The sequence below is a fragment of the Lysobacter sp. Root916 genome, from assembly GCF_001429785.1.
Taxonomy (GTDB): Bacteria; Pseudomonadota; Gammaproteobacteria; order Xanthomonadales; family Xanthomonadaceae; genus Lysobacter.
On record NZ_LMJF01000012.1, the window covers coordinates 34,301 to 46,180 of the forward strand.

Below are 11,880 nucleotides of genomic sequence, written 5' to 3' on the forward strand. Positions count from 1 at the left end.
CCCACAGAGAGCAAGGGCAACCGCGGTCGAGGGCGGCGGGCCGCACAAACGAAAAGGGCGCGGCTCGCGCCGCGCCCTTTCGTTCAAAGCTTGCTACGGATCAGCGGCGGATCTGCACGCTGATGGTGTCGCTGTTGTTGCCGGCGACCGGGTCCGGGGTGGCGGCGCTGATGTTGGCGTCGAACACCAGGCTGCTGCCCACGGCCGGACGTTCCGGCACCACGACCGCCAGAGCGAACCACTGGGTACCGCGGTTCATGCTGCCGTTGCGGTTGCACTCGGCGCGGAAGCCGGTCGGCACCGCGGTGCGGGCGCAGGTCCAGCCGGCCGGGGCGGCGACCGCCGCGGCCGAGACCGCGACGTTGCCGGTCAGCACCAGCTTGGGCTGGGCGGCGGCGTCCGGGCCGGCGTTGGTCACGGGCACCAGGAAGGTCGCGATCGCGCCCTTGCGCACCGGCAGCGCGCCGCCGGCGATCTGCACCGACAGGTCGGCCTGGGTGGTCACCACGACCTGCGCCGAGGCCTGGTTGTCGCCGTTGGCCGGGTCGCGGGTCTGCGACTGCGCGGCCACCGCCATGCGCAGCGGGGTGCCGCTGGCCAGGGCCGGCAGCACCACGTTCAAGGAGAACGTGGCCGAGGCCTGCGAGGCCAGGCTGGGCGTGGTGCAGGTGACGGTGGTGGTGGTCGCGTCCTGCACTGGTGCGGCGCAGGTCCAGCCGGCCGGAGCGGTCGCGACCGGCGCCACCAGGGCGTCGAACACGAAGGCCACGGCGGCGGCGTCGGCCGCATTCGGACCGGCGTTGAACACGCCGGCGGTGTAGGTCGCCGTCTGGCCGGCGCGGGCGCTGGCCGGGCTGGCCGAGGCGCTCACCGCCAGGTCGGCGCTGCGGAAGCCGGGCACGCTCAGGACCAGGCGCACCGGGTCGTGGTCGGACACGCGCAGCGGCTGGCTGGCATCGCCGAAGCGGAACACGCCGAAGTCGGCGTTGATGCGGGCGTGGTCGACCGACAGGCCGACGTTGTCCATCACCAGCGCCTCGTTGACCAGCACGTGGTCCAGAGTCTGCGCATTGCCTTCGAACACGTACGAGTAACGCTGGGCCGGATCGGCGATCAGCTGCGAGCCGTCGACGAAGATGCTGGTCAGCGGGCTGTCGACGTAGGTCAGGACCTGGTCTTCGGCGGCTTCCTCGCCCTTGATGATGCCCAGCACGTCGGTGTAGCCGTCGTTGAACTCGAATGCGTTGAAGTCGCCGATCAGCACGATCTTCTCGTTCGGGTTGGCCTGCTGCATCTGCTCGATCAGGCCGGCCAGGTAGGCCGCCTGCGCGCCGCGCTTGGCGCGCACGCGCGCGCCCTCGGTGGACCAGCCGTTGCCGCCGGAAGCGACATCGTCGATGCCGTTGAGCGAACGCAGGTGGTTGGCGATCACCGTGATCGGATACGAAGCGCCGTTGTCCTGGTGCACGATCGCGCGCAGCAGCAGCGGCGGACGGTCGTTGAGCAGGGCGGTGCTGCCGTTCGGATTGGCGAAGGTCGCGTCCTTGCCGTACTGCACCACTTCCAGCACTTCCACGCGCGGCTGGCCGGCGCCGTTGTCGCGGGTGGCGACCAGGAAGCCGACGTTGATGCCGCCCGGGTCGTTGCCCGACACCAGGTAGGGTACGTAGGCCGGCGCGCTGGGGCAGTTGGCGTTGATGCGCTCGGCCAGGCGGCCGAGGATGCCGATGTTCTCGACTTCGACCACGCCCAGGATGTCGGGCGTCTTCAGGTACTGGCAGATCGCCGCCGAGGTCTTGCCCAGGCGCTTCTCCACCGCTTCGGGCTTCAGCGTCGGCGCGCCGTTGCTCTCGGCTACTTCGTCGAAGAAGCGCAGCAGGTTGAAGCCGCCGATGGTGATGTCTTCGTAGGCCGCGTCGGCCACCGCCTCGGGCTGCTTGCCGCCGGCGAAGGTCGGCGGCGTGGCGGTGTCGGGCAACAGCGCCCAGGTGCCGGCGAAGTAGTCGAGCACACCGAGCAGGCCGGAGATCTGGGCCTGGCCGTCGACCGACAGCGGCAGCGCGCCGATCTGGCCGCGGCTGCGCACCATCAGGCGTTCTTGGTTGGTGTCGAAGCGCGGCGGGTTCTTGCCGGCCGGGATCGGGATCGTGTCCATGATGCCGATGCCGGGCTCGCGGAACGGCACCGCTACTTCGGGCAGGCGCACGTAGAACACGCCGTCGCTGGAGGAGTTGGCGTCGTCTTCGTCGATGCTGCCGTCGGTGCCGGAGATCGCGACCGACTGGGCCACGCTCACGCGCATCGCTTCCAGGCGTTCCAGCGTGCCGGGGGTGGCGTTGGCGCCGAGCTCGGTCGAGCTCAGTTCGACCGCGGCGGGCAGGGCGACGCCGGTTTCCAGCAGCTCCACCGTCGGCGAGACCAGTTCGGTGATGCTGAGCTGGTTCGGATTCGAGGGCGGGGTGAACTCGTCGACCTTGGCGGTCACGCGCACGCGGTTACCGACCGCGGCGCTGGCCGGCGGTGCGGCGCCGGTGAACACGAACACCGCTTCGGAGGTGGCCGGGTTGCCGTCGTCGTTGGCGCTTTGCAGGAAGAAGCCGTTGTTGAACTTGCGCGCGGTGACGATGCCCTCGGTGACCACGAGCTTGTCGTCGTAGGCAGAGAGCAGGCCGGCGCCCTGGATCTGGGCGATGGTCAGCGCGACCGGCGGATCCGGTGGGTTCGGCGGCGCGGTGCCGGTGTTGCGCGGGGTCGGCGCGCCGGTGCTGAAGTCGGCGCTGTTGTTGCCGGTGTCGGTGGCGCCGTCGTTCTTGCGCAGCGCGGCCGTGGAGTTGGTCAGCGTCGCGGTGGGCGCCGTCTCCGAGCAGTTGGCGGCGGTGCCGTAACCGACGAAGTCGACCACGGTGGCGCCGCCGACCGGGCAGGCGCCGCTCAGCGACACGTTGTTGTTGACCAGCGCGACCTTGCCGGCGGTGCCGGCCATGGCCAGGGTGCCGGTCGCGTCGGGCGTGGGCAGGTCGACGGTGCCGCCGGCGCCGTCGGCCTGCTTGATGAGGTAGTAGCCGCCCGCCGGAATGCTGCCGGTCAGCGGTGTGCGCGCCCAGGTGGCGCCGGCGGAAGACGCGTATTGCACGCTCCATCCGCTCAGATCGACCGCCGTGGCGCCGTTATTGCGCAATTCGATGAAGTCGCTTTTCAGCGTGGCACCGGAATTGCCGCCCCCGCCGTAGACCTGACTGACCACGACTTGCGCATGCGCGCCGCCGGCCATCAGGAACGTCAAAGCCACGGCCGCCAGGCGGCCTAAGAACTTGTCCATGTTTTTCCCCGTTGGATGCCGCCCGCCCAAAGATTCCCCAGGAATGCTCCCCTGACGCGGGCTGGCAAGATTGTGCATCAATCGTCACAAATCGGCATTTCAGAGGCATGACGGCATACCATACGGTGATGGGGGTGGACCGTCCGGAAGGTGTGCGCTGCGGTACCCTTTGCGCCCCTAAGCGAGAACCGCGATGACCGTCGAGAAGAACCAGCGCGAACTGGAGACCGGAATCCACACCGATCTGCAGGGGCGGATCACCTATGCGGGCTATCTGCAGTTGGATCGCCTGCTGTCGGCCCAGCACGGCCGCTCCGACCCGCCGCACCACGACGAATTGCTGTTCATCATTCAGCACCAGGTGTCGGAGCTGTGGATGAAGCTGATCATCCACGAGCTCAGCGCGGCCATCGAACACCTGCGCAACGACCAGGTCTGGCAGTGCCAGAAGGTCCTGGCGCGCTGCAAGCAGGTGCTGCGTCAGCTGACCGAGCAGTGGTCGGTGCTGGAGACCCTGACGCCGTCGGAATACATGGGCTTCCGCGACACCCTGGGGCCGTCCTCGGGCTTTCAGTCGCTGCAGTACCGGCGCATCGAATTCATGCTGGGCAACAAGAACGAGGGCATGCTGCGGGTGTTCGGGCACGATCCCCAGGCCCAGGCCGAACTCGAAAGCGCGCTGGCCGCGCCCAGTCTCTACGACGAATTCCTGATGTACCTGGCGCGTTTCGGTCACGCGATCCCGGCCGCGCACCTGCAGCGCGACTGGCGCCAGCCGCATGTGGCCGATCCCGCCCTGCAGCCGGTGTTCGAACGCATCTATGAAAACACCGATGTGTACTGGCGCGAGTACGCGCTGTGCGAGGACCTGGTCGACGTCGAAACCCAGTTCCAGCTATGGCGTTTCCGCCATATGCGCACGGTGCTGCGCATCATCGGCTTCAAGCGCGGCACCGGCGGTTCCAGCGGCGTGGGCTTCCTCAAGCAGGCGCTGGAACTGACCTTCTTCCCGGAGCTGTTCGAAGTGCGCACCAGCATCGGCCCGGGCGGCGCGATCGTGCCGTGAGCGCGCGCGCGCACGAGTGCGTCGGCGCCTTGCTGGTGCGCGACGGACGCGTGTTGTTGGGCCGGCGCACGGCCGACCGCGAATTTCTCGCCGGTGCCTGGGACGTGCTGGGCGGCCATAGCGAGGACGGCGAGAGCGAACTCGACACCTTGATGCGCGAATTGGACGAGGAGGCCGGCGTGGTGCCCACGCGCTGGCGACGCCTGGACACCCTCGAGGGCGCGCAGCCCACGCCCTGGCGCCTGCATCTGTATGCGGTCACGCAGTGGCGCGGCGAGCCCTGCAACCGGCAGCCGGACGAGCACGAGGAATTGCGCTGGTGCACGGCGCAGGAGGCGGCGCGCCACCTCGCTGCGGCGCATCCGGCGTTCGCGCGCCTGCTGGGCGAGGCGCTGGCGGCCGAGGGGGCTTGAAGCGGGCGGGCGCGGGCACTGGGCTGAGATCGTCGACCGCGCAATCGCGCGCCGACGGCGCGCACGCGGCGGGCGCCGCATGCCGCGCTAGGCATTCGTTCATCCGGTCCGCAGCGTCCGCGTCGGCGCGACGGCAGCGCTGCATGTCCCAGCCAGGCGCAAGCCCAGCGGCGGGATTCGGCAAAATCGCTTCCCGTTCAGGCATTTTCGCGCGACGCGCGGCGCCGATTGCTGCGCCGCAGCAATACGCGAGCGTCTTCACAAAGGTTTGACGGGACCGACAGCACCCGGTAAATCTCCCCGATCCCGTGCCGCCGGCAAGGGTCATCTCATTCAGTTTCGACACACGGGGGACACCGCATGAGCGGAGCCGCAACGACGACGGGCGAAACGCCCATTCCGGAATTCAAGCAGGTCCTGGGGCATCCCAAGCCTCTATGGATGCTGTTCATGTCCGAATTCTGGGAACGCTTCGCGTTCTACGGCATCCGCTGGGCGATGGTCCTGTACATCGTGGCGCAGTTCCACGGCGGCGACGCCGGCTACGAGAAGCCCGCCAGCGAGCTCTACGGCGCCTACCTGGCGCTGGTCTACGCCTCGGCGATCTTCGGCGGCTGGATCGCCGACAAGCTGATCGGCTACCAACGCTCGATTCTGCTCGGCGCCTTGATCATGGCGACCGGCCTGTTCCTGCTGGCCTCGCCCACCGAGACCATGTTCAAGCTCGGCCTGGCCACGATCATCGTCGGCAACGGCCTGTTCAAGCCGATCATCTCGACCATGGTCGGCAAGCTCTACCTGCAGGGCGATGGCCGCCGCGATTCGGGCTTCACCATCTTCTACATGGGCATCAACCTGGGCGCGTTCCTGGCGCCGTTGATCACCCAGTACCTGGCCCAGAAGGTGTTCGGCGTCAACGACACGCCGGCCTACAAGGTGGTGTTCATCGCCGCCGGCGTCGGCATGGTGCTGAGCCTGATCTGGTTCTGGTTCGGTCGCGCCCAGCTCAAGGGCATCGGCCTGCCGCCCGCGGACAAGACCAGCCTGACCCGTTCCTTCATGGTCCTGGCCGGCGCGGCGCTGATCGCGATTCCGATCTTCTTCTTCCTGCTGACCATCAACGCGATGGTGCTGCAGTACATCCTGATCGCGCTGCTGATCGTGCCGGCCATCATGCTGGTGGTGGAAGGCATCCGCGAGGGCAAGGTCTCGCGCGACAAGGTGATCGCGATGCTGATCATCCTGACCTTCAACGTGTTCTTCTGGTGCTTCTTCGAACAGGCCGGCAGCTCGTTCAACTTCCTGGCCGAGAAGATCGTCGACCGCAACATCGGCTTTGAGAGCCTGTTCCAGGCGCTGGCCGGCGGCACGCAGTTCCCGGTGTCGTGGTTCCAGAGCGTGAACTCGGTGGCCATCATCACCCTGGCGCCGGTGATCGCCTGGATCTGGGTGCGCATGGGCCGCGCCAATCCCTCGATCCCGCGCAAGTTCGGCCTGGGCCTGATCTTCAACGGCCTGGCCTTCCTGCTGCTGATGTTCGCGCTGGTCAACCTGATCGCGCCGGACACCGGCAAGATCCCGTTCTGGACCCTGTTCGCGGTGTACTGGATCCAGTCGGTGGGCGAGCTGTGCCTGTCGCCGATCGGTCTGTCGATGGTGACCAAGCTGGCGCCGGCGCGCCTGACCGGCTTCGCCATGGGCGCCTGGTTCCTGTCGATCGCGATCGGCAACAACCTCGCCGGCATCTTCGCCGGCCAAGCCAGCGGCGAGACCGGCATGACCACGGCTTCGGCGCTGACCGCCTACACCATGGGCTTCTACATCCTGGCCGGCGCGGGCCTGCTGCTGTTCCTGATCGCCCCGCTGATCAACCGGTTGATGCACGGCGTCAAGTAAGCGCCGTCGCCCGCAGCCGTACCCCTAGGCGCCACGGCCGGAGAGCTCCGGCCGTGGCGTCGCCGCATTCGCAACCCGCTATCGCATGAGCGCCTTCCGATGACCGTCAGCAAACACGTCGAACCCGAATTCATCGCACCGCCGCCGGGTGAGCTGGTCGGCCACCCGCGCGCGCTATGGATGCTGTTCGGCGCCGAGATGTGGGAGCGCTTCGCCTACTACGGCATGCGCGCGCTGCTGGCCGTGTACGTGGCCAGCACCTTTTTCAGCCTGCTGCCGGAAGGCGAGGCGCGCGCCCAGGCCAGCCTGACCTACGGCGCCTACACCGCACTGATCTACGCGACCGGCCTGTTCGGCGGTTTCATCGCCGACCGCTACCTGGGCTACCGGCCGTCGATCGTGCTCGGCGGCGCGATCATGGCCGTGGGGCTGTTCCTGCTGATGATTCCGCAGCTGACCTGGTTCCTGCTGGGCCTGGCGGTGATCGTGGTCGGCAATGGTTTGTTCAAGCCCAATATCTCGACCATAGTCGGACGCCTGTATGCGCCGGCCGATCCGCGCCGCGACTCGGGCTTCACCATTTTCTACATGGGCATCAATATCGGCGGCGCGCTCGCGCCGCTGGTGTGCGGCGTCATCATCGGCGAGCGCTTCGGTTATCGCTGGGGTTTCTTCGCCGCCGGTGTGGGCATGATCTTGGGCCTGATGATGTTCCATTGGCTGCGCGGCCAGCTCGGCCGCATCGGCGAATCGCCGGTGCCCGCGCTCAACCGCGCGCGTTTGATCAAGGTGCTGCTGGGCTGCATCGCCGCGGTGCCCGTGGTCTACCTGATGCTCAGCCGCACCCAGATCGTCGGCTACATCCTGCTGGCGATGATGATCGGTCTGAGCGTGTACTTCATCGGCGGCAGCCTGCGCAGCGGCGACAAGGTACAGATGCACCGCTACACCGCGATGCTGCTGCTGTTTCTGGCCAAGATCCTGTTCTGGGGCATGTTCGAGCAGGCCGGCTCGTCGCTGAATTTCTTCGCCAAGGACCACGTCGACGCGCCGTTCAACTTCGCTTTGTTCCAGTCGGCCAACTCGGTGTTCATCATCGCGCTGGCGCCGCTGTTCGCCTGGGCCTGGCCGCGCCTGGACGAGCGTGGTTGGAACCCGTCGGTGCCGCGCAAGTTCGCGCTGGCGCTACTGCTGGTCGCGGTGGGCTTCTCGGTCCTGATCGCCGGCATCGCCTACATGGCCGACGGCAGCGGGCGCATTCCCTGGGAAATGCTGGTGCTGGCCTACCTGTTCAACACCATGGGCGAGCTGTGCCTGTCGCCGATCGGCCTGTCGATGGTGTCCAAGCTGGCCGCGCCCAAGGACACGGGCATGGCGATGGGCGCCTGGTTCCTGTGCTCGGCGATCGGCAACTACGTCGCCGGTCTGGTCGCGGCGGTGGCGTCGGGCGGCGATCTGGGCGGCTTGGCGCAGTACTCGGCCACCTATACCCACATCGCGTACGCGGGCTTCGGCATGGGCGTGGCCTTCCTGCTGTTCGCGCCGTTCATCAACAAGTTGATGCATGGGGTGAAGTAGGCCATCGGAGGTCGTTTCGCATCTGTTCGATCGGATCCGGTCTTGGAGGCCATATGACGCGCGCTGAATGGTTCGAACCCAAATGGCTGTGGCTGAAGCGTTTCGCACTGGCGGCGGGCTTGGGGCTAGTCCTCATGATCGTCGGCATTCCGACCGATGTGGTGGCGCTTACGTTCGTCGGCATCCTGTTAGCCGCGCCCTTGTTCTTCTGGCTCATGTTCATTCCCGTCCTGCATTGGAAGGATCGTTACATCGGCGGCGCGAGCAACGTATGGGGCGCGTTCCTGGTGTTCGAGACCTCTGGCTGGTCGAAGCTGTTCTATTGGTTCATCCACGTGCTGCCGGATCGTAGGCGGTCCGGGCAGTACGCGGACGCTCCTTGAGGCTGGATCGTCGGCCATCGTCGATGCGCATGGACTTGGCGGAGATACGGGAGCCGCAACCCGCTGCCTGAAGGGGAGTTCAGGCGCTGGCCGCAGGAGCAGCCGACGGCAGCGATGGATACGCCCTGGTCGCCGATCGGCTTGGCCCGAGCAGGCATTGGATGTTCAATGTGAACATGATCGAAGCCAGCCCCGAGGACCGACTGCCGCTGTGGCGCGCTTATGCGGAGTTCTTCCTCGATACCGAAATCGACGAGCCTACTTACGCCTACATCGCCCGGACGGTGGCCGAGTCCGGGCTGAGCCGGAGCGAGGCCGAGGCGGTGCTGTGGAACGAGGTGTTCCCGGCGCTGCACGCGAACTTGCGCAATCACCTGGGCGTCTGGGACGGCTGGCCGGACGAGTGGTTGCTGGCGCATCTGCGCATCGCCTCGGGGACGGCCGTGCGCTCCGGACCGCGCGCCACGGTCGCCGAGATCGAGCGTTGCTGGAATCGGATGCGCGCGTACTGGCCCGAGCCGCAAAGCGACTGAGCCGCCTGCGCTAGTCGCCCAGCGCCACCGCGCGCACACCCGAATGTCCGCGCACGAAGGCCGCGGCCAGGCGCAGGGTGGCTTCGCCGTCGCGATCGCCGCGCAGCGCGCGCACCAGCCGCGCGGGCGTGATGCCGGTCCAGCGGCTCAGGTCGTGGGTGGCGTGGGCCTGATCGCTGTAACCGTGGCGCGCGGCGGCATCGGCGATCTCGGCGCGTTCTTCGTCCAGGCTGCGCAACAGGGCTTGCAGGCGCCGCACCCGCGCGTACTCCTTCGCGGTCATGCCGACCGCGGCCAGGAAACGCGCCTGCAGGTTGCGCAGGCCCAGGCCGGCGGTGCGCGCGAGTTCGGCGATGCGCAGGTCGCCGTCGTGTTGGTCCAACTGCGCGAGCGCCTGTTCGATCGCGGCGTCCGGCGGTTGGGCGGCCGCGCGCTGCGCGAGCAGCGCCCACATTGCGTCGACGCCGTGTCCGGCGACGCAGGCGTGGGCGGCCTCGGCGAAGGCCGCGGCGAAGCCCGGGTCGAGCTCGCGCAGGTCGGGGATGCGATCGCGCAACGCGGCCAGGCGCGCGCCGGCGACCAAGGTCGAGCCGGCCGGGGTCAGGCGCACGCCCAGGCAATGCACCGGTCCGGTCGGCTGCAGGCGGATCGGGCCGCGTTGCTGAGCGGCGAACAACAGCGGCGCCTGCAACTGGGAGTCGCCGTTGGCGCCGTACAGGCGCATCGGCGCGCCCAGGTGCGCGATCAGTTCGCAGCGGCCGTCGGCATAGATCGCCTGCACTTCGGGCGCGGGCGCGTCGTCGCGCAGCCGCCACAGGCATTGCACGTGGCGGCTCAGCGACGGCGGTACGGGCTGCTCGCTGTAGTCCATGCCACCATCAAAGCCCGAGCCTGCGCGTTTTTACAAGCCGATCGCGGTGCGCCGACGCTAGCGTGGCGGTCAATCGATCACGAAAAGGGGATGCCGATGAATTTCGCCGCGAGTCTGTTGGGCCTGGGGTTACTGCTGGCCGTGTCGCCGACGGCCGCCAGTGAAGCCGCCGCCGATCTGGGCTGGATGGCCGGGCACTGGTGCAGCGAAGCCGACGGGGAGCGCATCGACGAGACCTGGCTGCCGGCGGTGGGCGGACGCCTGTACGGGGTGTCGCGCACCGCGCGCGGCGAGCGCGTCGGCAGTTTCGAGTTCCTGCGCATCGAGCCCGTGGACGGCGTGTCGACGTATCTGGCCCAGCCAGGCGGCGGCAAGGCGACCGCATTCCGGCGCAGCGAGGGCGGGCCGAATCGGGTTCGGTTCGAGAACCTTGCGCACGATTTTCCGCAGCGCATCGAGTACCGGCGCGAGGGCGAGCGGCTGCACGCGGAGATCGCGGGGCCGGGGCGGGAGGGGAAGGAACTGCGGATCGCGTTCGAGTACCGGCGTTGCGGAGAATAGGGTCTGCCCGGGCACCGCACCGCCTTCGACCTAAGGCGCTGTGGCGATGCGGTTCGCCTTCGGCTCACCGCATCCTACGAAGCTCACAGCTCTCCGTGTTGCGGGAGAGGGGCTAACGCGTAGGCGCGATGGAAGGCGTAAGCGTGCTGGAAGGCGCAAGCGCGATGGGAGGTTTGCAGTCCCTTCTCCCGCTGGCGGGAGAAGGTGCCCGTAGGGCGGATGAGAGTGGCGCATGGGGTTGGCGTTGCGCGCCTGCGCCGGCCCTCACCCCAACCCCTCTCCCGCGAGCGGGAGAGGGGCTAACGCGTAGGCGCGATGAGAGGCGTAAGCGCGCTGGAAGGCGTAAGCGCGATGGGAGGTTTGCAGTCCCTTCTCCCGCTGGCGGGAGAAGGTGCCCGAAGGGCGGATGAGGGCGGCGCACGCGGTTGGCGTTGCGCGCCTGCGTCGGCCCTCACCCCAACCCCTCTCCCGCGGGCGGGAGAGGGGCGAACCCGTAGGCGCGATGGGAGTCCCTTCTCCCGCTGGCGGGAGAAGGTGCCCGAAGGGCGGATGAGGGCGGCGCACGCGGTTGGCGTTGCGCGCCTGCGTCGGCCCTCACCCCAACCCCTCTCCCGCGRGCGGGAGAGGGCCCAGAACCGAGCGGCCCGCGAGCGGGAGAGGGGCTTGAATGCAGCGCTAGCTCTCACCCCGCCACCGGCAACTCCGCCTCGGCGCGAATCTCCAGCTCATCCAGCCGATCCAGCAAGCGGAACAGCAGTTCGCGCTCGGCGCCGTCCATGCCGTCCAGCAGGCGGCGCTCGAAGGCCAGCGCCAGCGGCGCGACCTCGTCGTAGATCTTGTAGCCGTCCGGCGACAGCTGCAGCACCGAGCGGCGGCGGTCGTCGTCGTGGGTCTCGCGGGCCAGGCGGCCGGCCTCGATCAGGCGCGCCACCGCGCGGCTGACCGCGACCTTGTCCATGGCCGTGCGCTGGGCGACCTCGTTGGCCGACAGGCCCGGATAGCGGCCCAGCACGGCCATCACCCGCCATTCGGTCACGCTCAGGGCGAAGCGCTCGGAGTAGACCCGCGCGATCGCGCTGCTGACCCGGTTGGACAGCACCGACAGGCGGTAGGGCAGGAAATGCTCGAGGTCGAGCTCGGCATGGCGGGGTCGGGGCTTGTTCATGCTGCGCTGTACCTTGCTTGCATATGGTTTCATATGAAACTATAACGGCTCTTCGCACCAGGCCGTCCCGCGCGGGTCCGGCCGCTACCTGAGAA

At 68.2% G+C, this 11,880-nt stretch carries 10 protein-coding genes; 7 read left to right on the forward strand and 3 right to left on the reverse strand.

Annotated elements, in window-relative coordinates; genetic code table 11:
• Positions 1–100: 100 nt before the first annotated feature.
• Positions 101–3,319 (reverse strand): lamin tail domain-containing protein, encoded by a 3,219-nt coding sequence (locus tag ASE35_RS09755; RefSeq protein WP_057163734.1) that lies wholly within the window; start codon positions 3,317–3,319, stop codon positions 101–103.
• A gap of 193 nt (positions 3,320–3,512) precedes the next feature.
• Between ASE35_RS09755 and ASE35_RS09760 the strand changes: the two genes are divergently transcribed.
• The 6 genes from ASE35_RS09760 (at position 3,513) to ASE35_RS09785 (ending at position 9,188) form a co-directional block, all read left to right on the forward strand.
• The gene (locus ASE35_RS09760; protein ID WP_056178727.1) at positions 3,513–4,385 is read left to right on the forward strand and encodes a tryptophan 2,3-dioxygenase family protein; all 873 of its coding nucleotides are present in this window, start codon (positions 3,513–3,515) and stop codon (positions 4,383–4,385) included.
• Entirely contained in the window at positions 4,382–4,798 is a 417-nt protein-coding gene (locus tag ASE35_RS09765; protein WP_057163735.1) for an NUDIX domain-containing protein, read from the forward strand. Before ASE35_RS09760 ends, ASE35_RS09765 begins: the two co-directional genes overlap by 4 nt.
• Before the next feature lie 360 nt (positions 4,799–5,158).
• Complete coding sequence (locus ASE35_RS09770) at positions 5,159–6,694, forward strand: oligopeptide:H+ symporter (protein ID WP_056178732.1); 1,536 nt, start codon at positions 5,159–5,161, stop codon at positions 6,692–6,694.
• 99 nt (positions 6,695–6,793) lie between these two features.
• A complete protein-coding gene (locus tag ASE35_RS09775; RefSeq protein WP_057163736.1) occupies positions 6,794–8,272 on the forward strand; it encodes an oligopeptide:H+ symporter in 1,479 nt (492 codons plus the stop codon).
• A gap of 53 nt (positions 8,273–8,325) precedes the next feature.
• Positions 8,326–8,655 carry a hypothetical protein gene (locus tag ASE35_RS09780; protein ID WP_056178739.1) on the forward strand — a complete coding sequence of 110 codons (330 nt, stop codon included), beginning with the start codon at positions 8,326–8,328 and terminating at the stop codon, positions 8,653–8,655.
• A gap of 170 nt (positions 8,656–8,825) precedes the next feature.
• Positions 8,826–9,188 (forward strand): hypothetical protein, encoded by a 363-nt coding sequence (locus ASE35_RS09785; RefSeq protein WP_235570044.1) that lies wholly within the window; start codon positions 8,826–8,828, stop codon positions 9,186–9,188.
• A gap of 10 nt (positions 9,189–9,198) precedes the next feature.
• Here ASE35_RS09785 and ASE35_RS09790 read toward each other — a convergent pair whose 3' ends face one another.
• Complete coding sequence (locus tag ASE35_RS09790) at positions 9,199–10,059, reverse strand: helix-turn-helix transcriptional regulator (protein ID WP_057163737.1); 861 nt, start codon at positions 10,057–10,059, stop codon at positions 9,199–9,201.
• A 96-nt stretch (positions 10,060–10,155) separates the two neighbouring features.
• On the opposite strand from ASE35_RS09790, the gene ASE35_RS09795 reads away from it, so the two are divergent.
• Complete coding sequence (locus ASE35_RS09795) at positions 10,156–10,620, forward strand: DUF6265 family protein (protein ID WP_057164004.1); 465 nt, start codon at positions 10,156–10,158, stop codon at positions 10,618–10,620.
• A gap of 682 nt (positions 10,621–11,302) precedes the next feature.
• Here the strand turns inward: ASE35_RS09795 and ASE35_RS09800 are convergent.
• Entirely contained in the window at positions 11,303–11,785 is a 483-nt protein-coding gene (locus ASE35_RS09800; protein ID WP_056178748.1) for a MarR family transcriptional regulator, read from the reverse strand.
• Positions 11,786–11,880 lie beyond the last annotated feature (95 nt).

What these genes read in the sequence shown, in the direction of transcription:
- ASE35_RS09770 (WP_056178732.1), top strand. Translation starts at nt 5,159, where the DNA reads ATGAGCGGAGCCGCAACGACGACGGGCGAAACGCCCATTCCGGAATTC.
- ASE35_RS09795 (WP_057164004.1), top strand. Translation starts at nt 10,156, where the DNA reads ATGAATTTCGCCGCGAGTCTGTTGGGCCTGGGGTTACTGCTGGCCGTG.
- ASE35_RS09755 (WP_057163734.1), bottom strand. Translation starts at nt 3,319, where the DNA reads ATGGACAAGTTCTTAGGCCGCCTGGCGGCCGTGGCTTTGACGTTCCTG.
- ASE35_RS09775 (WP_057163736.1), top strand. Translation starts at nt 6,794, where the DNA reads ATGACCGTCAGCAAACACGTCGAACCCGAATTCATCGCACCGCCGCCG.
- ASE35_RS09800 (WP_056178748.1), bottom strand. Translation starts at nt 11,785, where the DNA reads ATGAACAAGCCCCGACCCCGCCATGCCGAGCTCGACCTCGAGCATTTC.
- ASE35_RS09790 (WP_057163737.1), bottom strand. Translation starts at nt 10,059, where the DNA reads ATGGACTACAGCGAGCAGCCCGTACCGCCGTCGCTGAGCCGCCACGTG.
- ASE35_RS09780 (WP_056178739.1), top strand. Translation starts at nt 8,326, where the DNA reads ATGACGCGCGCTGAATGGTTCGAACCCAAATGGCTGTGGCTGAAGCGT.
- ASE35_RS09760 (WP_056178727.1), top strand. Translation starts at nt 3,513, where the DNA reads ATGACCGTCGAGAAGAACCAGCGCGAACTGGAGACCGGAATCCACACC.